This window comes from Picosynechococcus sp. NKBG15041c (assembly GCF_055380235.1).
Genome location: NZ_AP040366.1, coordinates 55396 through 80490, shown reverse-complemented (window position 1 = coordinate 80490; position 25095 = coordinate 55396). Strand labels below are relative to the sequence as shown.

General features: G+C 43.6%; 18 protein-coding genes and 2 pseudogenes. 12 read left to right on the top strand and 8 right to left on the bottom strand.

Features of this window, described 5'->3' with window-relative positions:
• Positions 1-10 precede the first annotated feature (10 nt).
• The 4 genes and pseudogenes from ACZ45B_RS14825 to ACZ45B_RS14810 form a co-directional block, all read right to left on the bottom strand.
• Positions 11-2101, bottom strand: coding sequence for a DUF262 domain-containing protein (locus ACZ45B_RS14825; protein ID WP_464675046.1), 2091 nt, complete (start codon positions 2099-2101; stop codon positions 11-13).
• A 128-nt stretch (positions 2102-2229) separates the two neighbouring features.
• Positions 2230-2552 (bottom strand): annotated as a pseudogene (locus ACZ45B_RS14820) (nucleotidyltransferase family protein).
• A 51-nt stretch (positions 2553-2603) separates the two neighbouring features.
• Positions 2604-3854: a vWA domain-containing protein gene (locus ACZ45B_RS14815; RefSeq protein ID WP_464675045.1), complete on the bottom strand. Its 1251-nt coding sequence runs from the start codon at positions 3852-3854 to the stop codon at positions 2604-2606.
• Between the two features lie 8 nt (positions 3855-3862).
• Entirely contained in the window at positions 3863-4561 is a 699-nt protein-coding gene (locus ACZ45B_RS14810) for a MerR family transcriptional regulator (protein WP_236612555.1), read from the bottom strand.
• Positions 4562-4853: 292 nt separating this feature from the next.
• Between ACZ45B_RS14810 and ACZ45B_RS14805 the strand changes: the two genes are divergently transcribed.
• From ACZ45B_RS14805 to ACZ45B_RS14755, 11 genes and pseudogenes are all read left to right on the top strand, one after another.
• Positions 4854-5195 carry a hypothetical protein gene (locus ACZ45B_RS14805; protein ID WP_024547182.1) on the top strand — a complete coding sequence of 114 codons (342 nt, stop codon included), beginning with the start codon at positions 4854-4856 and terminating at the stop codon, positions 5193-5195.
• 50 nt (positions 5196-5245) lie between these two features.
• Positions 5246-5710: a hypothetical protein gene (locus ACZ45B_RS14800; protein ID WP_024547183.1), complete on the top strand. Its 465-nt coding sequence runs from the start codon at positions 5246-5248 to the stop codon at positions 5708-5710.
• Between the two features lie 219 nt (positions 5711-5929).
• Positions 5930-6388 (top strand): DIP1984 family protein, encoded by a 459-nt coding sequence (locus ACZ45B_RS14795; protein WP_024547184.1) that lies wholly within the window; start codon positions 5930-5932, stop codon positions 6386-6388.
• A 459-nt stretch (positions 6389-6847) separates the two neighbouring features.
• On the top strand, positions 6848-7351 hold the full coding sequence (locus ACZ45B_RS14790) for a protein-tyrosine phosphatase family protein (RefSeq protein ID WP_464675044.1): 504 nt from the start codon (positions 6848-6850) through the stop codon (positions 7349-7351).
• A gap of 1263 nt (positions 7352-8614) precedes the next feature.
• Complete coding sequence (locus tag ACZ45B_RS14785) at positions 8615-11287, top strand: PD-(D/E)XK nuclease family protein (RefSeq protein ID WP_024546952.1); 2673 nt, start codon at positions 8615-8617, stop codon at positions 11285-11287.
• Positions 11287-14511 (top strand): UvrD-helicase domain-containing protein, encoded by a 3225-nt coding sequence (locus tag ACZ45B_RS14780; RefSeq protein WP_024546951.1) that lies wholly within the window; start codon positions 11287-11289, stop codon positions 14509-14511. Before ACZ45B_RS14785 ends, ACZ45B_RS14780 begins: the two co-directional genes overlap by 1 nt.
• A 198-nt stretch (positions 14512-14709) precedes the next feature.
• Positions 14710-15837: an HNH endonuclease domain-containing protein gene (locus ACZ45B_RS14775; protein WP_024546950.1), complete on the top strand. Its 1128-nt coding sequence runs from the start codon at positions 14710-14712 to the stop codon at positions 15835-15837.
• A gap of 121 nt (positions 15838-15958) precedes the next feature.
• Positions 15959-16204: a helix-turn-helix domain-containing protein gene (locus tag ACZ45B_RS14770; protein ID WP_024546949.1), complete on the top strand. Its 246-nt coding sequence runs from the start codon at positions 15959-15961 to the stop codon at positions 16202-16204.
• 149 nt (positions 16205-16353) lie between these two features.
• A complete protein-coding gene (locus tag ACZ45B_RS14765) occupies positions 16354-16695 on the top strand; it encodes a nucleotidyltransferase family protein (protein ID WP_024546948.1) in 342 nt (113 codons plus the stop codon).
• Positions 16685-17023: a HepT-like ribonuclease domain-containing protein gene (locus ACZ45B_RS14760; protein ID WP_024546947.1), complete on the top strand. Its 339-nt coding sequence runs from the start codon at positions 16685-16687 to the stop codon at positions 17021-17023. Before ACZ45B_RS14765 ends, ACZ45B_RS14760 begins: the two co-directional genes overlap by 11 nt.
• Positions 17013-17825: pseudogene (locus ACZ45B_RS14755) on the top strand (cysteine desulfurase family protein); the annotation flags it as partial. The gene ACZ45B_RS14760 and the pseudogene ACZ45B_RS14755, both read left to right, overlap by 11 nt.
• Positions 17826-18330: 505 nt before the next feature.
• Here the strand turns inward: ACZ45B_RS14755 and ACZ45B_RS14750 are convergent.
• From ACZ45B_RS14750 to ACZ45B_RS14735, 4 genes are all read right to left on the bottom strand, one after another.
• The gene (locus ACZ45B_RS14750; RefSeq protein WP_038028010.1) at positions 18331-18708 is read right to left on the bottom strand and encodes a GNAT family N-acetyltransferase; all 378 of its coding nucleotides are present in this window, start codon (positions 18706-18708) and stop codon (positions 18331-18333) included.
• 293 nt (positions 18709-19001) lie between these two features.
• The gene (locus tag ACZ45B_RS14745; RefSeq protein WP_024546944.1) at positions 19002-19508 is read right to left on the bottom strand and encodes a hypothetical protein; all 507 of its coding nucleotides are present in this window, start codon (positions 19506-19508) and stop codon (positions 19002-19004) included.
• 12 nt (positions 19509-19520) lie between these two features.
• Positions 19521-19856, bottom strand: coding sequence for a hypothetical protein (locus ACZ45B_RS14740; RefSeq protein WP_024546943.1), 336 nt, complete (start codon positions 19854-19856; stop codon positions 19521-19523).
• Between the two features lie 13 nt (positions 19857-19869).
• On the bottom strand, positions 19870-20856 hold the full coding sequence (locus ACZ45B_RS14735) for a ParM/StbA family protein (protein ID WP_024546942.1): 987 nt from the start codon (positions 20854-20856) through the stop codon (positions 19870-19872).
• 471 nt (positions 20857-21327) lie between these two features.
• Here ACZ45B_RS14735 and mobF point away from each other — a divergent pair, with 471 nt between their 5' ends.
• Positions 21328-25077, top strand: coding sequence for a MobF family relaxase (gene mobF / locus ACZ45B_RS14730; RefSeq protein ID WP_024546941.1), 3750 nt, complete (start codon positions 21328-21330; stop codon positions 25075-25077).
• Positions 25078-25095: the final 18 nt, after the last annotated feature.

The window sequence follows — 25095 nt, the reverse complement described above, 5'->3', positions numbered from 1 at the left end:
AATTTAAATTTTATGAATTAGATTTATTTAGTAAAAAGAGCAGTTCTTCTTTTGCACCTCCCTTAAATCTAATATCCCAGTGTTCTTCCATAAAATTTAATAACTTAATTCCTCTATCTTTAATACTTTTGGGATTCCAGTCTGTTTCTTGTGATACTTCAATTTCAGAATGCGATCCATCAGAATAACCATTACGGATTTTTTTACCTGAATCGTCAAATTTTGGATGCTTCTTGTCATTAAATGAGTTATTTTGTAGCGAACTGTTGATTGACATGGATAGTAGCAGTAAATTTCCCAGTGAGCCACTGTAATAATAATTTTCTTCCGCTACATTAGAAAAATTTGCTTTCCAAGCTTCAGTAGGCTTTTGAGGAAAGATATGCTCAATGGAAATCTTATCTTTAGGAGTTTTTAATAAGTCTTCCCAGGTAACTTTTTTCTGTATACTTTGAGAGAGTAAACTTAATTCATACTCATACAGAAAATACCTCAGGCCATTCCAACCATAATATCCGCTTCTTTCTCCACTATTAAAACGCTTATATAGATAATCATAAAAATATTTAGAATCGAAAGTTTTGTCTTCATTAAAACAGAATGATGAAGAGTTAGTCAGTTTGTTTTTAATGTCTTCGAGTTTTAGAGCGCCTTGATCAAGTTCACGAGCTGCATTATAAAATTCACTGTCACGATAGTTGCTACGAGATTGACATAAACGAAAAACAATAAAAATAAAACGCTCAATTTTATTAAGAAGTTCAATTCTCTGATCTGATTTTTTTACTTTCTTAAAAAGAGACATTACCAAGGGTCGAAAATATCCCATGCCAATCCGATTTAGGCGATCTAGCGCATGCTTTTCTTTCTCTTCTAATCCGGTTGCTAAATATGGATAATGGGAATTAAACCAATGTACCGCTGATTCTTTCAGACTATTAACGTAATTTTTAATATCCTGTGGCTGCAATGATGCTGCCATGATTATGGAAGATTCTTCTAAATCATTATTTTCAGCTTCAGTTTCATCACTTTCAAAATCAGCTCGCTGCTCTTCTGGTAGTTCCAGGGTAACTTCATACTCAATTTTTTTATGCACTTTTTGTGGAGAGAATTGTTCGTCTAGTAAAAAATCAATGTAGTCATTTCCTCGTTTCCTGGAATATTTAAAATACATAATCCAGTGCGCTTTTAAGAAATCGTCATCATTTAAGGGGCGCTTTTCATTACGGCCTAATTGATGATAAACTTCCTTCCAAGCATTATTGATATCATTTCTTAAACTAGCTCTTCCAGCAGGATCAAGCTCATCATCAGAATAGAGTGTTGTCAGGTAAATAAGACGATTTTTAAGCAGCTCTAAATCTGACAATTTCTTGCCCCGATTATTCATCGTTTCAAACGCAACAAATACGTCAAATTCATCTTCGATGACGTATTCATTAAATAAAAATTTCTTGGTTAGTTTTTTATAAATCTCCTGAATTTCTTTAATGCCACTATCCAAATAGAGGCTGTTAAGCTGTTCGTAAAAGTACTGTTTAGCATTCTTTAAGTTGAGTGTATAGAATGTCTCTTCAATTGAACCAGCACCAGTTTCGTTAAAGATTTTATATTTGAGATAATCATAGCTGGGATTATCAATCGTATAACCAAATTTATAAGTTCTGTAGAGATTATCTGGCGGTTTCGCTTGAAATAAATATCGACTGGTTACAGTCTCTAAATTTAGAGTATCTGTAATGTATATTTCCTTTTCACTCTTGTTAGAATGATTATTTTTTTCTTTAATAACATCAATGAGTGTCTGTAAAAAAATCACAAAAGTAGTCAGACGTTGCTGACCATCAACAAGATGATAGACTTTGTAAGAGTGATCTTCAACAAGCCAATATTCACTATCAGTGTCCTTAATATCATGGCTTTTAACTTCTTTTAGAGTAAGAACGCCAGTATAATGTGAACGATTATCCGGAAGATTAATTAGATCTTCCCAAAAGTCTTTAAGCTGACTTTTTTGCCATGCATATCCTCGCTGATAATCAGGTATTCTGAATATTTTTTTCTCAAAAAGATTGTCTAGTGATTTTGGTTTATCCATTTTAAATTTTTATTAAAATTTATTTTACAAGCTATTGATTATTTGATTTCCATAAAAGCTGCTAAGCCGAGCATATTTATTGCTTAGATATTCATTATATAATAGTCTGCTAAATAACAATCAAACTCTCAAGATCCCTTGGCATAGATCACCTCAGCAGATTCAAGAATATTTCGACGACGTAGCCAATTGCTACTCCGGGCGATCGCCCGGAGTAGCAGATCGACTTTGCGACCAAAGAGGGCTTCTAACTCTTGCTTGATCTGAACTGTCTCGTTAAACCCTCGCTGGAAGTCGGGGGTAAAGGTAACCAGAACATCAATATCACTGTCTGAGCAAAAGTCATCCCGAACACGGAACCAAAGAGGGCAAATTCTGTAATCTGCCAGCGTTCACAGAATTGTTCGATGGCCTCAAGGGGTTGGGGTAGGTTTTTTAGGGTTGTTTGCATCGCTCAGACAATACTTGGTGGGATAGGCTGCATGGTTTGGGCATTGTGCCATTATTCTTTCGGTCGTTTTTTACCATATTGGGCCGATCGACTGCGATTCAAATGATACTTTTCCGCCATCGCTCGCTTGCGGGACATTTGGCGATCGCCCGCCTCAAAATCCTCAGCTAAATCTTTTAGATTAGACAATTCTTCCATTAAGGGAGCCGAAGCAGGCATGGCTTCTAGTGTCCTAGCTGAATCATTTAAAAATTGCACTGCCCCGGTCACATCCCCCTGGTCTAAACGGTCGATGGCCTCCTGGCGCGCCCGGGCTGCCATTAACAAAGCCACCTGTTCTTGCACTTCTGGGTTGGCCGGAAAATCACTCAGTTGTTCTGGGTTTACCACCTGTAACTGTAAAGTGGCTGTCTGGGTCAAGGTTTCGCCATGTTCAGTATTCTCCCACTGTAAGGCGACCTCAAGGACATCCGTTGCCCCATCACAAGCAGGTATACGCAACCGCACCACCACCTTTAGGGGATTAGCGACGGTTAGATTCGGTAACTTAATCGCCCCGGATTCCTCCCGCTCCAAATCATTCAGCACTTCTTTAACCGTTGTTCCTGCTTGGGGGTCAAGTTTTAAGGTGACAGAACGCCCAATGGTGGTAGCTAAACCCTGCAATTCCGTCTCAAAGATTTGCGGTAAATCTTCTGGTGAGGCGATGTGGAAGAAGTTACCATCGCCACTGCGGGCGATCGCCTCTAGCAGATCTTCGTCATAATCTCGCCCGACCCCCAAGGCTGAGGTACTGATGCCAGCCTTCATCAGTCCATGAACATCACTAGCGATCACATCAGGATTTGTTTCGCCCACATTCGCCAAACCATCGGACAGGAGGATCACGCGGTTCAGATGATCATCGCTCAGATATTGACCCACTTGGATTCCCCCCTGCACCCAACCATCATGGAGTGCTGTCGAACTGCCAGAACGGATCAGTTTGACTATATCGAGCAATTTTTGTTTATCCGTAGTGAGAGTGCTGGGAATTTTGGTTTCTACCTGCGTATCAAACAGAGTCAGGCTGAGGCGATCGCTCGGCAGAAGTTCTCTAATCGCATAGGTGATCGCTTGTTTTGCATAATCCAGCTTATTGCCGTGCATCGAACCAGATTTATCCAGCACAAACCCCAGATTCAGGGGCGGACGGGCATGATGATCAAGCTCCGCCATGGGCGGCTCAATTTTGATCAACACATCCAAAGTTACAGAGCGACCCTGGGCGATCGCCCCATGTATTGGAATCAAAGAAATCATGGGCATTTTCATTTCAATACCTGCCTAAATTGAAAAATTACTTGAAGTTTTTGCGATATTAACTGGCACAAATTTGTTAGCTCTTGACGAGTCACCGGCGGCGTAAAATCTTCACGAATATTCAGCTCCAAACCCGGCAAAATTTCCACCCGCCGCCACTGAGAAACCGTCACCCGATCTATCAGCCCTTCTGATTGAGAAAGTTCTTCGGACTGAGCCGGTCGAGGCGTTTGAAACACTTGCAAGTCCTGGGCCGCTGTTTTTGGAAAACTCACTTTACTTTCCTGGCGGGCTTTTACCTGACTCAAAAAGGCAATCGCTGGATTACGCGTTTCTGCCTTGACCTGAACTCCTCCTTGCAACAAGCCTTCCAGCTCCTCATCACTCCTGCCCTGCATAATCGGCTGAATCGAGGGCAGACTGTAACCCTGACTCAACAGACGCCGAATCAACAGTAGTTGCAGGAGATGACGGTAGAGATAACGGGCTTCTCGACCTTCCTTTTCTGGCTTAGCCAAAACTCCCTTAGTCGTATAAAAACGCACTAAACGCGGATTCACATCATTTTCTGAACGCTCATTTACCGGTTTTCCCGCAAGATATTGGGGCAAAAAACGATTGGTAACTTCCACGAAAGTATCGATGTCCCAATAAGGGGATGTCCGGGAAAGTTCAAATAGGGTGGTCATAGATTCAACCTTAGTCATTACAGCTAAAAATGTCAATGTTTTTTCTTGATGCCCAAAAAGATGGGCTTTAATCATCATGTGGAAACATCACTCAATGGGCTATAACCATTGCAGAAATTAGACTTTGCACGAAACCGCCAAAAGTTTTAGTTATAAAGCATCCACTATCAATCCCGCTTCTATTGCAAAAATAACTGTTGACATTGTCGGGAAGTTCTCTTAGTATGTGTTTCATCAACATTTTTACTTTTCTCGCTATACACTTCACTCTAGCTTTTTAGGATTTATTACTTATTGGGATTTATTACTTATGGCCCTCGAACTCCATAACTTTATCTGGTCTGAGGTACGTCTTATTCAGGTCGAAACTCAACCCCACCACATCGCCGGTGTCCTCGCTGAGGTTAATCGCGTTATCCGGGAAAATGACCTCGATTGGGATGATGTCTATTCTGCCTACTACGAATGTGAGGCTGATGGCACCACCACCTTCTATGAGGCGGAAAGCGCTGATGCTGGTAATCCCGGCATTTGGACTTACATGGTTTATGAATGTGCAGAAGGAGAAGAGGAAGTGATCACCAAAGCAGATCTCGATACCCTAAAACCGGCTCTAACATTGCAGGAATCTTTAAAGGCAATTTCTGCATAAAGGTCAATACCTAAAGGTTTTTTTTCAAAACTAATGCGAGGTTTTTCAAAATGGACTTATCACAACTGAAATGGTTTAAAAATGTCAATCCAGGCAGCGGTTGGGCCTATGCTAATCCTGATGACATGCCACTCCCAGAGGCTAAAATTTTTCGCCTCGAATGGAAAAGCGATAAAACTGATGCTCAAAAACCCAACAAAGGTGATTTAATCGCTTTGGTACAAAAGGCCAAGGTCACCCATATCGTTGAGGTACTAGACGATACTGTTTACGACACCCGGAAAACGGAATTTGGTATTTACCGCGTTGTCAAAGCTATTTGGATGCCTCCACAGGGATTCGATTGGTCCCAGTTACCTCACCAGAAAGAATTGCTTGGGCCTTCTATTCTTGCTATGGGTGGTAATATTCACGAATTACCAACTAAAGGTATATCTGAATCTCAGCTATGGCAAGACTGTGGCAATCTACAAGGCTTACAACAGCATATTAATCAAATTTTGCAAATTATTTAACTAATTATTATGGGGGCATAAAACATCATTTATCTCCCATGATTTCAATCAAAAAACGCAGATTTAAAAGAACTAAAGCATAAAAATATCAATAAATATGATTTTCTAGTAGGTAAAAAAGCAAAATACTTTGAAACTTAATATTTTCAATTGTGATTACTGAGACTCAATCTTAAAATATTTTTCTGACAATCACTACTTATTTAAACTGGAATTATTATGAAACTTGCTGAAGCATTGATTCTACGCGCTGATGGTCAAACCAAAGTTACTCAACTACGCCAACGTCTAGTGAAAATAGCCAAAGTTCAAGAAGGGGAAGAACCACCGGAAAATCCCCAAGAACTATTGCAGGAACTGGATGAAGTGTTCACACAAGTAGAGCTCTTAATTCAGTGTATCAACCGAACTAATTCCCAAGCTGATTTTGGCGATGGATTAACTTTAAGTGATGCTCTCGCTAAACGTGATGTAATGGCAATGCGTTACAAGGCCTTCAATGCTTTAGTGGAGTCAGCTTGCGATTTACAAGACCGCTATAGTCGCACAGAAATCAAGATGTGCAGTACAGTTAATGTGGTTAAACTGCAAAAAAAGCTAGATTATCTGGCAAAACAATACCGAGAATTTGACACTAAAATTCAAAGTATGAACTGGCAAGTTGATCTATTAGAATAATTATGGTGATCGGTAATTAAATGGCAATTAAGGCGAGTGTAAAAGCTAACCAACGAGCTAAAACTGTTGGGCCATAAAGTAGTGTAGATGTTATGAGCAGCATCTTCAATTAATGGGCATGCTCAGCACTGTCACAGGGGTACAAATCACTGTAAATGTTACAGACCATACACTGATTAATTGTTTTATTTAATGAGGGTGGGAATGGGGATTCATCACAATCTAAAAATTCAACTTAAGTAGATATTCAATACCTGTTACATGGACGGTATTGAGTACTGGGCCAATGAAGCTCGCTTTGGGGGCATTGTTATCTGGACTGTGAAATAACGGGGTCATAGTTTGAATCGACTCGACGAATGCTCTTGATATTCGTGATCAATTTTTATGGCATGACTAATCTCAGAACTAGGCGATCGCCATTTTACGAGTAATTATTGCGGAGTAAAGTGAACCCCAATGAATAGACCCGTCAAACATTGTTACTGGGTACTACCCGGTAAGCTATTAGCAGGAGAGTATCCCAGGAATAAGGATGAACAGTCTTCACAGGAAAAACTTGACGCTTTACTCGATGCTGGCGTGATGGCTTTCATCGATCTGACGGAAGTTGATGAGGGCCTAAAACCTTATACAAATCTCATCGAGGGTAAGGCTATTCATCATCGCTTTGCAATCCCAGATGTTTCAATCCCGGCGTCTCCTGATCTGGTGGTCACAGTTTTGGACACCATTGATCGCTATATTGAACAGAACCGAGTGGTTTACATTCATTGTTGGGGCGGTGTAGGACGCACAGGTGTGATTGTTGGATGCTGGCTAGCACGCCATGCTCGGGGTGGTGAAGTCGCACTCGATCGCTTGCATAAACTTTGGCAGGCATGTCCTAAATCGATGTATCGGCGATCGCCGGAAACCAAGGAACAAGAACAATATATTCTGAACTGGGAAACTGGTCGCTGATGTTCTATCACTGATGAATGAAATACCCTTTACCGAAAGGGTTTTGGCATTTAGCTATGATTCCAAATATAAAGGTCGCAGAGTTAGGCTAAGAAAGAGAAGAGGCAGGAATCCAGCGATAAAGAGTGGGAAACGAGACCTCAAGATCCTTAGCAACATCCCATGGAGTGCTGTGATTATATGTTTGATACTCTCTTTACCTCCCGCCAGGGGACTGAAATTTCAGAGGGCACGTCAAGACTACTTCAAAACCTACAGAAAACTAGGTCAAGTTACTCACATACATACGTCATCTGTCTTGATTCGTTTTGTGTGTACTTAGCAGGCTTTCGGGTGTAGCTTGGATTGAATATTGTCCCATGGGTATATAAGCAAACGCGATCACAAGGATGAAAGCTCAAGTTAATGACTGGTGTAGTCCTGCCAACAGGAACCACATTGAGAACAATATTTTCGGCTGTTTCTTCTGGTATGCCAAAAGTCTTTCTGCTCCATATTGCATTGGCACCAACTAGAGTTCCATTAGTTACCTCCGGCACCGGAACTTTTACTCCTCCCAACACTAGTTCTCGGGGTGATTCCGGCATGTAAGCGAACGAATATCTCACGGTGTACCCTGCTTGATTGATGAGCTCTACGGATCCTGCGCCCGGGACCTCGCTAGCTCCACCGCTTCGGGAATCATATGGGCATCCATTCGGTTTCAGAGGTTCTTGGGCGACGATGAAGCTTATGTCCTGAATTCTGGTGTTGCTTGAATCTACTTGGTCGAATAGGGGATTTTTGAGACCTACAACACTAGTGCTATCAGTTGAAACACTAAGGCGGTCTTGGTAAGCAACTGCAGGCAAGTTGCTTATTGAGAATAGACTAAACCCCAACAGAACTGTAGTGTTTAATAGCTTTTTGATTGTCATTGTTATTCAAAGAAAAAATTATATAACCACAAACATAAAATAAGCAATTAAAAAGTAAAGATGTCGTTACAGAGTGAAATACAACGACCCCAACAGCTACCGCTTTCTTTCCAATGTTTCATGGCGATCGCCTTCCAGAAATAGCTGGGATAACCGATAACTTTTGATTCAATCTAAGACGCCAAAGTGTTTTATTTGGTAAATTCTAAAAACTAGGCTGCGCCGTAAAGACTTTTGGGGATTACCCATAACGTTATGGGTAACTTTCCCTGAACTGTATGCACTGTGAGAGAGTAGCAGCATCAAGGGCTTTGTAATCGTAAATTTGATGAAGGTAATTTGATTTATGGGCGTTATCTACAAGCATTCAGCACCTTTTCTTCAGGTGGCCCAAGACCTCCTCAAAACAGGAAAAGCCAAGGCGATCGCCCCTACCCGACAAACGGCACGCTGTCTGAAACAATCACGTCCCTTTACCCTCGACAACCTGGCGAAGGAACTCCTTAAGCAGCAGGGCATTAGGGTTTTGAATCCCCTAGAGCAATATCGCTATCTCAAACAGGCGATCGCTCAAACCTTAAACCCGACAGATCTAGAGGGCACAGCACAAATTTGGCAGGGGGCAATCCAAGAACTGCTCCAGACCAGTCCAGACCTAGATACTTTGAAGCAATTTGAGACACCGAAGATCCAGCAGTTATATCAGGTAATTCATGCCTACCAAGCTCAACTACAGTCCGTGGGAGCAGTTGATCCGGCTGCTGTGCTCTGGCAGGCGATCGCCCTCAAGCCGGAGCCTCAAACCCTCTGCATCTATGGCTATCCTGATCCCCGAGCCGATGAAGTTGCCTTTATTGAGGCGATCGCCGCCCCTGACAGTTTGTTTCATTTGCCTTACACCGACGAAAAAGGACTGCTCTCACCCCAGGCGAAAATTAAGGAACAGCTACAGAGTAAAGGTTGGCGCTTAGAAGAAGAGCAATCAAAAGCTTTAACTTTAGGCGATCGCCTCAGCCAGAAGTTTCTCGGTCAAAGTAGCCTCAATGTTGAGCCTAAAACAGTTCAAGCCCATGTCTATCCCAACTGGGAAGCAGAAGCCAGGGGAACCCTAGGTCAAATCAAACAACTGCTCCAGCAAGGAGTCGCAGCGCGGGCGATCGCCATTGTGGCCAATGAAGATACTACGTGGGGGCCGCTGCTCTTGCATGTGGCGCAGGAATACGAAGTGCCCTTGAGCCTCCCGAATCCAATCCCCCTCCAGAAAACGCGGCTTGGGGCTTGGCTACTGCAACTCCTAAGCGTGATTGATAGTAACTATGCCTTTGAAACCACGGCCCAATGGCTCAGTCACCCCCTGACCCATCCCTTGGGAGCGGAATTTTGGCAGGTGGCCCATCGCCTAAAACCCAATACTTTTAACGCTTGGCAAGCATTAACCCAGGAACATTATCAACTTGATCTGGCGGTACTGCGGCCACCCCTAGAAACAACTCTCTCGGCCTGGACGGAATACCTGAAGAAAATTTTGAATGTCTTTGAAGTACAGCGACAGGCACTCCCCTGGGCCACGGAAACAGTTGCCTACAAAAAATTAATCGATGGTCTGGATAGCTTGGCAACATCCACAGCAGAAACCATGGGCTGGGAAATGTTTCAAACAGAATTACGCACTACTTTGCAACTGTTAACCACGCCGGCCTATCCGATTCGCGGTGGGGTGGGTGTCCATAATCCCCGTAATCTGATTGGGTCTCAATATGACTATATTTTTCTCATCGATGGTGCTGAAGGTGTTTTACCCCGGCTACTGCGGGATGAACCCGTTTTAGATTTTTATACCCGTAAGCAGTTATCTGACCAGTTGCCCATTGAAGGAGCGATCGCCAAGGCACGGCGGGAACAGTTTCAGTTCTATAGTTTGTTGCAGGTACCTCAAGTTCAATTTACCTTCTCCTATAGCAGTCTGGGCCAAGGAGAGGGACGTTATCGCACCCAAACCGCTTCTATTTATTTTGAGAGATTAGGCCTCCAGCCCACAAAAAATTCGGTTCTGCGCGCTGCGAGTCGGGCGGAGGCTTACCAGTTTTATTTAACTCAAGCTTCAATCCCGACAGTGCTCCAATCCGAAACTTTAGACCAGGCGATCGCCGCACACCAGGTTGAGCAACGGCGTCTCCAAAAGGGCGTATTAGACGAATACCAAGGCATAATTGGAGAACCTTTTCCCTGGCAAGAGCACACCTTCAGTGCTTCGCAACTGCTGCAATTGGGGCAATGTCCTTTCAAATGGTTTGCGACTAAGGTACTCAAATTAGAGGCCCTCGATGAGCCAGACACAGAACTCGAACCCAGTGAGCGGGGCACTCTTTATCACAAGGTACTAGAAATTGCCCTGAAAGCCCATCAAGAGGATCCCAACCTAGATTTAACAGATTTTGAGCAGTTACAAAAATGGTTTATTGAAGCAGAGAAACTGGTTGAGTTTCCGCTATTGCCGGGGTGGAAACGACAACGCACCGAACACATTCAGGCCCTCCAACGGGCGATCGCCGCCCCTGAATTTTTACCAGAAAACAGAAATGTCCTAGCGCTTGAAGCCAAAATTGACTGTACTTGGCAAGATTTTCGGATCACAAGTCGCATTGACCGCATTGATCAGATTAACGGCACCAATGATCTGGTGATTATGGACTATAAAACCAGTTCTAATGCACCCAAGGGTATTCAGGATGAATCTGGTCTCCTCAAAATTGACCTCCAACTGCCAATCTATGAAGCGGCAGTACGGCACCAATATCCTGAGTATCAGGTGACGCAGAATCTCTATTACTCCCTAACCAAAGGGGAAAAACTGAACTCAAAATCTCCTGATGAAAAGGATCTCCAGGCTGCGGGCGATCGCCTGAAAGCTCATCTCGAAGAAGGCTCCTATCCTGTTGCCCCCGATCGGAAATATGACGCCTGTACCTATTGTGATTTTAAAGCGGTGTGCCGCATCAACCGGGAGGAACAAGAATAATGCCTTTAACTGAACAACAAAAAGCCGCCGTTATCTCAAAAACCAGTGTCAGCATCACTGCTGGGGCCGGGACTGGAAAAACGCACATGTTGGCCGCCCGCTATCTTCATCACCTGAATAATGATGGGCTTTCCCCTTTAGAGGTGGTGGCGATGACCTTTACGGAAAAAGCAGCCACGGAATTACGGGCCAGGATTCGTCAGGCGATCGCCCAGGAACACCCAGATAGATTTGACTGGCTGGCTGAGGTAGAGGCCGCCCAAATTAGTACCTTCCACGCGGTGGCGATGCGCATCTGTCGGGAACATCCTGAAGCGGCGGGTGTACCCGCAACGTTTCAACCCCTCGATGAATGGGAAGGGAGTATTTGGCAGACGGAACAGTTAAACCTGGCCCTGGCGGAGATGCCAGCAGAACTTTATGGGGAGATTCCCTATTCCACTCTAAAAATGGCGATCGCCGCCCTGCTTGGTGATCCTCTGAGTGCCCGTGAAGCCCTAGAAAGAAGTCGTGAAGATTGGCTACCTACTTTGCAAGATAAACAGCAGCGGGTGATCAAAAATCTGTTAGCCAGTGAAACTTGGCAAGAGACTCAAGCCATTATCGCTCAATACCAAGGAGCGCCTGGAGATAAGTTAGAACAAGTGCGCCAAACCCTGGCAGAGTTGATGGTAGACCTGGAACGTAGCCGAGAAGATATCACAAGCGATCGCTTCCAAAGCACTCTACGAGCACTGCAAACCCTAAAAGTGGGCAGTGGGGGAGCGAAAAAAAATTGGCCCAGTGAAGATGCGCTCAAAACAGTGCGTAGTCAGGCGATCGCCTGTCGGGATTTTGTCCAGAAATTTCCTGATATCTCATTACTGGGTCTGACTTTAGGTGAGTTGGATAAACGGGAAACCCAATGGGTCACTACTTTACAAGGTGCTTTTCAGTGGGTAGAACAACGATTAAAGGAAATCAAACAGCAAGCCAGAGTTTTAGATTTTAATGATCTAGAAATTTATGCTCTGCAAGCCCTTGAAGACCCTACCGTGCGGGATTATTACAAAGACCGTTGGCGGGCCTATCTTATTGATGAATTTCAGGATACCAACCCGACCCAAGGGAAATTACTCGAAGCCCTGACGGAGGGAAGTATTTTAACCATTGTTGGTGATGATAAGCAGTCGATCTATGGATTCCGGCGGGCTGATGTGGAGGTTTTTCGCACTTGGCGATCACAATTAAAGAATGGCGTGTCCCTAACAACCAGTTTTCGCACCCATGAGAATTTAGTCAACAATATCAATACCGTATTTCGCCCTGTCCTCGGGGAACTACACCAGGATTTGGATGCTCATCGTAAAGAAGCGCCCCACGATCCGCTCCATTTACAGATTTATCGCTTTGCCCCAGAAGAAAAAATAGGGATCGCCGAGGCCCGCAGGGTAGAAGCCCAACAAATCGCCCAATTGATCTATGACATGCTCTCCCAAGGGCTCGAAGTTTGGGATAAACCGACAGGAGAACTAAGGGCGATCGCCCCGAAAGATATTGCGATTCTCTCTCGCACCTGGGAACCTCTGGATATCTATAGCCAGGCTCTGGCCCAATGGCAGATCCCTTTCCTTCAATCCAGTGGCGGTAATCTTTTAGATACCCATGAAGCCCTGGATGGTCTTTCTCTGCTTCAATTCATTGCCAACCCCAATGATGATTTGGCCTTAGTCGCAGTCCTCCGGAGCCCTTTCTTTACCTTGAGCGATCGCCTCCTCTATGAATTACGCTTTCGAGAGAAAGATCAAAAATGGTGGTCTTGTCTAAAAGAGAGTGACCGACCAGAAGTGCAAAAACGGGTCGCAATCCTCAAACAATTGCTCAACAAACGCAATATCCTTACCCCGTCTCAACTCCTCCAACTGGCAGATCAACTCACTGGTTATTCCGCTGTGATCGCCAATCTCCCCCAGGCCACCCGTCGTCTTGCAGATTGGCAGGGCTTTTTAGAACTCTTGCGTCACTTGGAACAGGGCACTGGCGATGTGTTATCTGTTGTTCGCCGTCTACAACGCTTCCAACGCCATCAAATTAAAATTCCCCGTCCCCCCCTTGAAGCGGCTGATGCCGTTTCTTTAATGACGATCCACGCGGCGAAGGGCTTGGAATGGTCAGTGGTAATTGTGCCAGATCTGACCCGAAAGCTTTCCAATACAAGTGCAGGTATTCTCTTCGACCCAGAATTTGGCGTTGCCCTCAAACAACGGGATGATCAGGGAAAATTGCAAAAATCTGCGCTCTTTCAACTCCTCGAAGGCAACCAGAAAGAGCGAGAAAACGCCGAAGCGAAACGGGTTTTGTACGTCGCCCTAACCCGCGCCCGCGATCGCCTAATTTTGACCATGCCCAAAGAGAAAGGCGGCGCTTTAGACCTATTGCAGTTGGGCCTAGAGAATTTCCTCATCGAAGAAATTTCTCCAGATCTATGCCCTCCAACAGAATCTTGGCAAAAAGACGACAAAAAGCATCATTCTTCCGAATTGCAACCATTGCCTGAGCTACTCCTAGATCCAGCTCGGAGCAATGGCCTTGAGTTACCCATGACCGCCCTTACTACCTATGCTCGCTGTCCCCAACGGTTCTATTTTGAACAGATCATCAGGCATCCAGGCTGGCGTGAAGGAGAAAGTAATTATGCCGCTGCCATTGGTTCTTTAACTCATACTGCTTTAGAAAAAAATTATTTAACCATTGAGCAGTTAGATTTCCATAACCAGGAGCCTAAACTGCCCCCTGACAAAGTGGCAGAGGCACTTTCTCTCGCTCACACTTTTCGGACAGACCCGGTATTTGCGACTGTCCAACAGGGTGATCAGGAAGTGGCTTTAGAGCTACATCAAAATCAACTCATCCTCAATGGCCGGGCGGATCTCATTGGTAAAGATTTTGTGCTTGATGTTAAAACAGATGGACAAATAAATCCGGCAGAACACCGTTTCCAACTCTGGGCCTATGCCAGGGCAGCGCAAAAACCAAGGGCTTACATCGCCTACCTGCGCAAGCCTCATCTATATTCTTTTACTCCCCAAGACTTAGAGGCGATCGACCAAGAAGCAAAAACTTTAATGCAGCAAATTATCCAACGAGATTACACGCCTAACCCCGAGACTAAGCACTGTTCCTATTGTGCTTACAGTCAGATTTGCGATGCCGGGAAAGATGTTTTAGCAGAGGGATTAAGATAAATTCCAAACTCATTTCCCAACTACTAGGACAAAAAAGAAAGAAAACTCCCAAACAAAAAATTAATCTTAATTACGCAAAATAAAATTCTTTAAATTTGAAAATAATATTGAGGATAAATATTTATGTTTAATATCTAGCTTGAAGAACTTGTAATCGACTAAACTTTGAGTGAAAATTATGTGATTTGAAATTAATTGATGCAATCAATACCAGAATCTAAAATTGTTGATGTTTTCAAACTGTCAGGCATTTTCAATAAAACGACAAACTCTTATAAATATTTATTTTTTCTCTCTCTGCTAGATATTCTCAATCGTAGAAATTTTGAGATTACAGAGTTAATCAGCTTTTCTGAATTAATAGTTGAAATACTAGCAAACTCTTGGTTTCCCCACGTATACTTTAAGCTTTCGTTTGGAGTTCAAGATCAAATCACCAATAAATTAGATTCTTTAAATTTAGTTATTACTGAACCGATTCTAAAGTTTAGAGATACAGATAAAAAACTTTTACGTCAAACAATCAAAGCTCAACTAAAACCTAGTATTGTTAATGATTTATGCCGCTTTGTTCCTTATCGTTTAATTCGTCCTTTCCTTACTCAAGAAACAAAAAATATTGATAAGAATCGACTTCATCAGGTTATTGTCGAGGTAGTGAATCAGAAATTTGAAACATTAAAACCTCTTTATTGCTTTAATTCTAATAATCTAAAAGAATGCACAGGGATTTGGATTTCTCCCGATTGGGCAGATTATTTAAAGGAAAATTTTGCAATCGTTAAGGGTTGGGCAGCATGGGAATGGTTAAAATATATGCAAGCAAAAAACCCAACAACGCCAAATATTGTGAATAAACTCTTTATGCCACAGCAAAGAGGTTCATTATCTTCTCAGACAAAATTTTGGTCTATAGTCTTAAAGTATAAGTCTTTGCATTGTATTTATTCCGGTCAAATATTAGATTTAAAACGATTATCTTTAGATCATTATTTACCGTGGTCATTTGTTGCTCATGATCAACTTTGGAATTTAGTTCCAGTCGTTCCAGAAGTGAATTCATCAAAATCAAATAACTTGCCATCAGAAAAGTATTTCCCTGAATTTGTTCGTTTACAACATCTCGCATTAACTACTAATCACGAATATCTACCCAAAAAAAGTTGGGATAAAACCATCGATGTTTATGTTAGCGACCTTAACTTAACTACTGATGATCTTTTAAATTATGAAAAGCTTTTTAATGCGTATGAAGCAACGATCAAACCTTTAACAACACTGGCTGTTAAACAAGGATTTCCATCAGGATGGGTTTATTCAAAATAGCTTTTTGTTGCATAGGCATTTACATAGATGCAGGTAGATGTCGGGAAACTGTCATCAAGTTAGATGTCTATCATTCTAGATGACATTTACGAAAAGTCAATCCTTTGTCACGATTTAGCCCATGGGAAGTGTAAGTCGTGCCTTGAAACAAGTACTAGAGACTCATGGCGTGAGTCAGTACCGCATCGCTAAAGTCCTAGAGATTGAGCGTAATACGGTTTATCGTTGGGTTAAAGGAGCTGCTGATCCGAGTGGTGAAACGATCGCCGATATTGTGACCGCTCTACAGCAGATCAACCCAGCCGCTGCTGAAGATTTTGTTTATCAGTACCTTGGCGAAATTCTTGATCAGAGGGAAAAACTCTAGTTGATCGCCGAGTTGCCGAAAAAGTCATGGCAGCGATGACGACCCAATTTGGCAATGCCAGCAGTGTGGATCATGCCGTTGGTGATTGCCCTCCATACTCTTGTTAGTAGAATAGATCTATAGCTTAAATTTCCCAAGGGCTAAATAGCATGACGGCAAATTTTAAACTTTTAGCAGATTACGGCGATCGTCTGTTGATATCCAAAGAAAAGCTCGTGGAAATTTGTCTGCAATGGAACATTGCAGAACTTGCCCTGTTTGGTTCCGTATTGCGAGAAGATTTTCGGGAAGATAGCGATATCGATCTTTTGGTTTCCTTTGCCCCTGCAGCTCCCCAAGGACTTCTGACCCTCGCCAAAATTAAAGACCAACTCGAAGACTTACTACATCGTCAGGTTGATCTAGTTGTGAAAGAAGCCATTCAGAACGGAGATAATTGGATACGCCGCAAAGAAATCCTCAATACTGCAATAACTATCTATGAATCTTGATGACGCTTACTTACTCGATATTTTTAACGCGATTCAGCGCATTAAGCTATTTACCGCTAACTTAACTCAGGAGCAGCTTAGGGCGAACGAAGAAAAACAATCAGCGATTCTCTATCAAATTATTGTTGTGGGTGAAGCGACAAAACGCCTTTCTACCGAATTTAGAACAGCAAATTCTCATATCCCTTGGAAGGCGATCGCCGGAATGCGTGATATTTTGGCTCACCAATATGATCGCGTGAATTTCAATACTCTGTGGGATGTTGTGCAGCGAGACATCATTGAACTAGAAGAAATGCTCTCACCACTTTTGCCGAATGTTAACTGATAAGCCTATTTACCTCGATTACCATGCCACCACACCCGTTGATTCGAGAGTTGCCGAAAAAGTCATGGCAGCGATGATGACCCAACTTGGCAATGCCAGCAGTGCGAATCATGCCGTGGGCGATCGCAGTCGAGAAGCCATAGAACAAGCCAAACAACACATTGCCGATCTAGTTAACTGCCGACCCAAAGAAATCATATTCACCTCTGGCGCAACAGAAAGCATTAACCTTGCCATTCAGGGAACCATTTTGCACCACGGAAAACAGGGCAAACTTCCCCGTATCGCTATTTCTGCCGTAGAACATAAAGCTGTCCTTGATACCTGTCATTACCTCGAACAACAAGGACGCATCGAACTGATTACATTGCCCGTAGACCGTGACGCAAATCTTGACCTCAATACCGTCGAGAACATTTGCCGCAACGGCTTAGACCTGCTCTGCATCATGGCAGCAAATAACGAAGTGGGAACCATCTACCCCATCGAACTCATTGGGGCGATCGCCAAACGATATTCCGTACCTTTTTTCTGTGACGCATCCCAAGCCATAGGCAAAATTCCCATAAACTTCACTGATTGGGGCATTACCTTGTTAGCACTGTCTGGCCATAAACTCTACGCCCCCCAAGGCGTCGGTGCACTCATCCACAAAACCGATCACCCCCTCGAAGCAATTCTGTTTGGTGGAGGACAGCAGCAAGGATTACGCCCCGGCACATTGAATCTACCCGGTATCGTCGGACTGGGTGAAGCCTGCCATTTACGCCAGTTAGAAATGGAGCAAGACGAAAAGGCGATCACCTCATAGTTTTGCAATGCAGCAGGTAGGCGATCAAATGGCGAAAGATGTAAATAAAGGGTAGTCAGTAGCCGTTTCCCAAACTCTAAACTATGACAAACAGAACGAATTGTCTCAAAATCAAAAATCCCAGAAGCCATCCGCAAGAAATATCATAAAGATTCTCAGCAACTAGTCATGATCACTAGTGGTGATCATGACTAGTTGCACTCAAAACAAAAAGCTTATGATAATGCAGTTTAGAATAAGTCTAGAGATTAGCTTTAAAACTTTTTATGGTAGCTATTTGAGTCTTTTAGAGACTATTGTCGCAAGCTATCTTTTCCTAATTTGATCTCATTCTTACTTAATGGATTCGTTTGTCGAGTTTAAAAAACAAAAAGGGCCTAAAAGAATTTTGAAATAATCTTGAGGAATTCCTTGTCAAATAAAAACTAATCGCTGAAATGATCAATCTCTTTGTGCCGCAAGCGAAAGAATTTTAGTTGTCATGATTTTTTTAAAACTACAATTGAAAAACTGACCCAATTTGTTTCAATCCCAACTTTTGATAGTATAAATCTTCATCTGAAAGAATATAGAGATTTTTCTGGGGATGCTCTTTTTTTAGTTTTTGCAGGAGCTTCTTTCCATAGCCTTGATTACGATAATTAGGGGCAACATAAAGCTCACTAACATAAAGGCCAAAAGCATCCACTAAAGCGCGAAGATAACCACATATTTCATGATTGTGTTCACAAATAAAAGTTTCACTGGTTAATAAAGCTTCTTTAAAAATTTTAAGATTCTGTTCGTTGGTAAAAGTCTGCCAATCTGATTCATTGATTAACAAAGAAAGTAGTGCAGATTCATGCTGTTTGTCGTATCTGAGAATATTACCCATGAAAATTTTCTGTGTGATTGATTGATCCATATTATGAGGGGGCGATCACCCTTCTGTAATAAAAAGGCGATCGCCCCCTATGCATTAAGACAAAAAGATTTGCGCTACAAGGAAGCCGAGAATAAAGGCGAGTCCCATCAGAGCAAAAATGGTGAATAGGGACTCGCAAAAATTATCAAATTCCCGACGTTTACGCCGTCGAAAAGAGATTTTTTGTTCAATCTTAGCCTGCTGAAGCTGTAACCGTTTGTTCTGAATAGCTAAAGCCCGTTCATGCTCTCGACAAAAATCCATCAAGAATCGGAGGAGGAACTCTCTGGCAGCGCAGACGACTCCCCCGGCAGAACAGAAACATCAAGGCTTTCCTCCCCATAAAGAGCAGCATCAAACTTGCGTTGAAATTCTGGAGAACGCCCAAGCTCATTAATGCGATTCCAGAAAGAATCAACGATGATTTTACGCGCCGCCGCCCGTTGTTCCTTGAGGATATAGGGGCTTTCATCAAGAATATGCTCAGCAAAAGTAGTCGATCTCTCTTGTAATAAATTATTGACTTCTAGAGATAATGCCATACTTTGCTCTGGAGCAATCGAAGAATCAAGGGGTTGATTGGTAACGACGGCGATCGCCTGTTTATAGCTTTTCTTCTGCTGACGAGCCAAATATAAAACTCGTTCAAAAAGAGAAATTTGTTCATCAGAAAGGTGAGTTGTGTCCTGTGAGATCTCTAAACCATCAAGAATTTCGCAGAGTTTAGCGTCAGAAATATTGTATTTTTCAATGATGTTTTGCTTGTTCATAATGGAAAAATCCTAGAAACTATCGAGAGTGAATAAAGGAGAAGAAAAAGGGGTTAGAGGCTCATCTTCTGTCTCAGGAATGGAAGAGGTTTGAGAATCAGAAGAAAGAGAAGTAATGAGGGCCGTTAATTGCGTAATTTCCTGCGTTAAACGACGGATAGAAAGTTCAGCCTGACGAGTAATAAGTTCAGGAGAACTATGAGAGAAATGAAGAAAATGAGGATAATGGAGGAGTAAAAAAGCATCCTCAATTTCCTTTTGAATGGTTTTGCCTTGAGATTGTTTAATGTGGATTAAAATATCTCGAAAAGGAGTGTCATCTTGACTGTAGAAAAAATGTCGAATCATGAAAAAAAGACCTCTATAAAAATTGAAGGAGTCCATAGGAATCAAGGAGACGACGCGCGAACACAGGATTAATGAGCGTCGATTTCAAAAGAGGACGAAGAAGGTGATTTGCCCAGCCGAGATTACCAGAAAAATGTTGGATAAGCTGCGGTTCAAGGAGCATGGCAGTACCACCCCCACAGATAACAAAATCAGCAGGTTGTTGTTCCGCTAAAAAAGATTGAATCTGTTGCCAATAAAGGGGGAGACAATGCTGAATCGCCCGCTGAAGATCTGGTGGAAGCTGTTTGCCATGGAAGAGAAGCTCAGCGAGGGTGAGTTCATCCGTATGTCCAGTGAGTTTGCGGACTTCCTGAACCAACCAACGGAAGCCAAGATTGTTGGTAACGGAGGCCTCAGTGAGGGGTGAACCATGGTCGGTGGCTAACCAAGAAGCATTACGGTGACCAATGATTAGGGCAGTAACGCGAGAGTGTTTTTTGGGTAAGGTTTTGGGCAGACCATAGAGGAGTAGACCAGCACCTTCAGGAAAAATGCGGATCTCGTTTAAGTGGAGAGAGAGAGCCCGGCCACAAAATTGAACAGAATCTTGAGCAGCGATTAAACGTTTCTCAAGTAAGTCCCTGGTAAGGTACTCGTTAAAAGGTAAGAGAATGCCAACATCGATAGGGACAGGCTGTTCCATCTGGAGTTGTAGATAGGCGAGAATGCCGAGGACTTTATAGAGAGCTTTGTCACATTTAAGTTCGTGATTGCGTAATTCCGAACCTTGAAACTTTTTGGCGATCGCCCCAAGGAGAAAACAAGAATCAGGGAGAGAAACCCAAGAATTTTCAAGATGAGTAGAACCGATGCCCCAAGAAGCAGACTGGGGATAATCGGGAGGAACAGGCGCACAGTGAGGAGACATAGCAAAACACTGGCAGGAATCTGAACCAAGACGATAGGCGACTTTAGTGGCACTGGTGCCAGGGTCGATAACAATTTTGAGAATAGACATAAAAAAACCTCCTACAGACGAAGAAGAAAAGGAGGCGACGATTCGGATAAAGAAGAATGAGTTGTTACATAACTTTACAGAAAGACTGAAGAAAAGAATGAGATAGTTACTTTGTATTATCTTTTGCGATGCACAGGATTAGTCAATGATTGGCTACAGATCTGCTACAACTTAGTCACTTGATGGGCGATCGGAAACGGAAGTAGAGCGGCTAATTCTCAATAAGTTGAGAAACTAGAGGCTTATTGAGAAAAATGTTGAAAGTTGTAGCAAATAATGATCAAAAGAGGGTAGTAAAAGAGGGGGAATCTGTAGCAAATCCTGTGCATGGGTGAAAACGTAACCCACTGGTCAAACCGAGGAAATTTCCCCACACCTTATACACCTCTGGAAGTTTTTTTTTGACGGGGGAAAAATATCCGAAATCGGAGGGCGATTTTCTCTGACCTAAAAAAGCAGGAAATTTTAGGTATGTTGAGCATCGCCACAATGACTCCGGCAAAAGCGGGGAGTTACTACAAGGAAAATTATTACGCTGAGGAGGAACAAGTTGAATTTTCGGAATGGTGGGGGAAGGGTGCAGCAGCTTTAGGACTGATGGGAAAAATCAGTGACGGAAAAATTTTCCAAAATATTTTGCAGGGTAGGACGGCAGATGGGCAGACACAATTGCGACAGGCTCCTCCGAAAGGTAAGGAGGCGATCGCCGGAACGGACTTAACATTTTCAGCCCCAAAGTCGATTTCGATTGCAGCATTGGTGAATCAAGAGCAGGATTTGATTGACGCGCATAATCAAGCAGTGGAGCGGGTATTGAACTTGATTGAGGAACGGTACGGCGAAACCCGCATAAACAAACAACATACGCCAGTTCAAAATATCTGCGTTGCGAAATTTCTGCATGACACAAATCGGGAGCTGAACCCAAATCTACATACCCATTGTTTGGTGATGAATGTGGCACAGGATGCATCAGGAACATGGCGATCTGCGGCGAATCGATTGCTGTATCATCATCGGATTTTATTGGGAAAAATCTACCGCAATGAGTTGGCGCAGGCAGTCCAAAAATTAGGTTACGAAATTGAGGTCAGAGCCGATGGATTGTTTGAGTTGAAGGGTTATACGCGAGAACAGATTGATGGATTTAGCGATCGCCACCAACAAATCCTCGAATACCTGAAAACAGAGGGGTTAGACGATACAAACGAGAACCGAATCAAAGCCCTATTCGAAACCCGCAAAATCAAACAGCATGATGTAGACCGCCAGGCACTGCTGGAAGAATGGCAGAGTGACGCTAAAAACTTAGGCATTGAGCATCCTACCCCAAACCTTGGAAATCCAGTCAGTCACAAAAATCTGACGGTATTGGTTGACCAGGCCATTCGGCACAGTGAGGAACGGACTGCCATTTTTACCAGGGAAGACCTAGAAGCTTTTATCGTGGCGGAACCGACGGGTCATTCCTTTGAGGAAATTGAAGCAGCCATTGATGCAAATCCTCGACTGATTCGTAGAGGGCTGCGGCTAGCCACAGAGGAAAGTTTAATCCGGGAAAAAATGACCATTGCCCTGATGCAAGAAGGTCAGGGGAAATTAGCACCGATACTAACGACTAAAGCTCAATTACCTGGAGTTCTGACTACTTCCCAAACGGAGGCTGTAAACCACGCCCTCAGGAGTCGAGACCGCGTTCTCGGTTGGGTGGGGGTTGCCGGGGCTGGCAAAACCTTTACCTTGAATACCCTTGTTAAGATTGCCCAGGCCCAAGGCATCGAAGTGTCTGGTTTTGCGCCTGATGCCAGCAGCGCCGAAGTCCTTGGTGATGAAGTGGGCATTGCTACAGATACGGTGGCCTATCATCTCCTACAGCAGCATGAACCAAGCCAAAAGCGACAACTGTGGATTATTGACGAAGCAGGAAAATTATCTGCCCAAGAAGCCTATCAACTCTTGCTTAAGTCTAGTCAGCAAAACGCTCAGATTTTGTTGGTGGGAGATCCCAAACAGTTAACCGCTGTTAATGCCGGGGCTCCCCTCAAGTCATTGATTGACCATGGCCTTAGTGCCACTCATCTCAAGGATTTCCTAAGGCAAAAGGATTCCATCATTGCCAGGGCCGTACAACTGACCTACCACAACCTCGGTGGTGAGGCGATCGCCTGGTTGCAGAAACATGAAAAAGTCTCTGAAACCCTAGAAGTAGAAGACCGTGCCCAACAGATTGCCGCAGCCTATTTAAAGCTTAATGAAGCAGAACGGGCTGAAACATTAGTTTTATCGGGTACCCACCGGGAACGCCATGGCATCATTCACCAACTTCGGGTGGGTTTAAAACATGAGGGCAAAATTGAACCACCGGAGTATGTAACCGAAACTCTGGGTCGTAAGGATATGACTGAGGAGCAGAAGCAACATGCCCGGTTCTATGCTGTGGGAGATGTTTTGATTCCGTTTAAAGACCACAATTGCCTCAAGCGCTCCAAACGTTATCAGATTACCCAGATCTCTGGTGATGACGTGACCCTCAATGAGCAGATCACCCTCAACCTAAAGGGCTTGAAGTATCCTCTGACAACTGAGGTTTTTATCAAAAGCAATTTATCCATTGCCGTAGGCGATCGCCTGAAGTGGACGAGGAATAACCGTCTCAAGAAACGCATCAATGGCCAAGAATTTACCGTGACTGCCATTGACCCCGTTAAACGTATCATCAGCATTGTTGATGACAAAGGCAGACTGGATGAGTTTTCCCTGGATGAACTCAATCACTGCGACCATGCTCTGGTGGGAACCGTTTATTCCAGTCAAGGTAAAACGGCTGAACGAGTGTTCGTGAGTTTTGGCAATGACCCCACTGTCAACCGTGAAAGCATATTGGTGGCTTTATCCCGTGCCAAATATGAAGCAAGGATCTGGACAACCAATATCCAGAAACTGAAGGAACTGGCAGGCATTTCCCATAACCAAACAAACCCGTCCGAGTTACTCAAAGAGCAAGGGATCAAATTACCAATTCCCCCAGCCCCGTTACACCTGAAAGAAAAACATTGGTTAGAACGAGTAGAAAAATCAGGCATTGCCCCAGAGGTAGCTGCCCTCAACGCCGAATCATTAGAGGGGATGGACGTCTATGAACGCTTACTGGAAGACCATTTAGCGACTTTAGGCAGCGGGCAATATGTGACCCAACCGATGAAGCAGGTGATGGATCAATATGCCACCGTTGCGAAGGGAGGCGTCTGGGCCGATGGTGGCATTGATGCAACTCGTCTTCCGCATTTAATCCCAGGTGAAATCTCTCCAGAGAAAGCTTTTGGGGAATTTAAAGCCGATCATCCCCGCCTTGACTGGCGCAAAACCCAACAAAAAGGCAGCGACCAGTACCGCAAATATGAAGCACCAAAGGATGTGCCGAAGGGGATTATTTTCCCAAAAGTCCCTGAGGCGATTGCTGAAAAAATTTATGCAAAGTATGGCGTAAATCCCAGTCCTGAGCAGCGAAAGAGTGGTTTTTGGGCTTGTGTTTATTGGTATCCAGAAATTGCCATTATTCCGGTAGAGGGTAAGAAGAAAGCGGAATCGGTGATTAGTCAGGGTTATGCGGCGATCGCCTTACCGAGTGTGACCGGTGGATATCGATCAAGGGAAGACGGTGTAGAATTGCCGAAACGCAGACTCCATCCCGAATTAGCGGTATTTGCTACGAACGGACGGCAAATCCTGATGGCATTCGACCAAGACACTAAACAAAATACCGTACAAAACGTGCGGCGAGATTTAGTGCGAACAGGTGAACTTTTAGAGGAAGCAGGCTGCAAAGTTTCAGTTTTAAAATGGCAGCCTCACGAAGGCAAAGGGATTGATGACTTGATCGTCAACCAAGGTGTAGAGCGATTGATGAATATTTTAGGTCATGCTATCCCGTTAGCCTGGGAAGCTGAAAAACATTACCGCAATGAATATTTAAAGCTGAGGAATTATTTACTCAAAACCCAAGGACAAGGGCGAAAATTGACAGAACTGATGATCGATACGGCGATCGCCTACACCGCGAACTCCCAAGACAGGATCAAAATTCTACACCAGAGCAACACCCTCGAAGCACGGCGAAAGCAAGGGATCCCCGAAGATGCCAAAACCTATCAAGCCCAGATAGAGCAGGAATTACAGCGTCTGCAGCAAAAATTGAAACCTAAGCGAAGACAGAAGATGTAAGTGGGGCGATACTCGTTT

Bases quoted from the DNA above. Each gene is read 5' to 3' on its own strand.
- ACZ45B_RS14825 (WP_464675046.1), bottom strand. From the start codon at position 2,101: ATGGATAAACCAAAATCACTAGACAATCTTTTTGAGAAAAAAATATTC.
- ACZ45B_RS14815 (WP_464675045.1), bottom strand. From the start codon at position 3,854: ATGATTTCTTTGATTCCAATACATGGGGCGATCGCCCAGGGTCGCTCT.
- ACZ45B_RS14810 (WP_236612555.1), bottom strand. From the start codon at position 4,561: ATGACTAAGGTTGAATCTATGACCACCCTATTTGAACTTTCCCGGACA.
- ACZ45B_RS14805 (WP_024547182.1), top strand. From the start codon at position 4,854: ATGGCCCTCGAACTCCATAACTTTATCTGGTCTGAGGTACGTCTTATT.
- ACZ45B_RS14800 (WP_024547183.1), top strand. From the start codon at position 5,246: ATGGACTTATCACAACTGAAATGGTTTAAAAATGTCAATCCAGGCAGC.
- ACZ45B_RS14795 (WP_024547184.1), top strand. From the start codon at position 5,930: ATGAAACTTGCTGAAGCATTGATTCTACGCGCTGATGGTCAAACCAAA.
- ACZ45B_RS14790 (WP_464675044.1), top strand. From the start codon at position 6,848: ATGAATAGACCCGTCAAACATTGTTACTGGGTACTACCCGGTAAGCTA.
- ACZ45B_RS14785 (WP_024546952.1), top strand. From the start codon at position 8,615: ATGGGCGTTATCTACAAGCATTCAGCACCTTTTCTTCAGGTGGCCCAA.
- ACZ45B_RS14780 (WP_024546951.1), top strand. From the start codon at position 11,287: ATGCCTTTAACTGAACAACAAAAAGCCGCCGTTATCTCAAAAACCAGT.
- ACZ45B_RS14775 (WP_024546950.1), top strand. From the start codon at position 14,710: ATGCAATCAATACCAGAATCTAAAATTGTTGATGTTTTCAAACTGTCA.
- ACZ45B_RS14770 (WP_024546949.1), top strand. From the start codon at position 15,959: ATGGGAAGTGTAAGTCGTGCCTTGAAACAAGTACTAGAGACTCATGGC.
- ACZ45B_RS14765 (WP_024546948.1), top strand. From the start codon at position 16,354: ATGACGGCAAATTTTAAACTTTTAGCAGATTACGGCGATCGTCTGTTG.
- ACZ45B_RS14760 (WP_024546947.1), top strand. From the start codon at position 16,685: ATGAATCTTGATGACGCTTACTTACTCGATATTTTTAACGCGATTCAG.
- ACZ45B_RS14750 (WP_038028010.1), bottom strand. From the start codon at position 18,708: ATGGGTAATATTCTCAGATACGACAAACAGCATGAATCTGCACTACTT.
- ACZ45B_RS14745 (WP_024546944.1), bottom strand. From the start codon at position 19,508: ATGAACAAGCAAAACATCATTGAAAAATACAATATTTCTGACGCTAAA.
- ACZ45B_RS14740 (WP_024546943.1), bottom strand. From the start codon at position 19,856: ATGATTCGACATTTTTTCTACAGTCAAGATGACACTCCTTTTCGAGAT.
- ACZ45B_RS14735 (WP_024546942.1), bottom strand. From the start codon at position 20,856: ATGTCTATTCTCAAAATTGTTATCGACCCTGGCACCAGTGCCACTAAA.
- mobF (WP_024546941.1), top strand. From the start codon at position 21,328: ATGTTGAGCATCGCCACAATGACTCCGGCAAAAGCGGGGAGTTACTAC.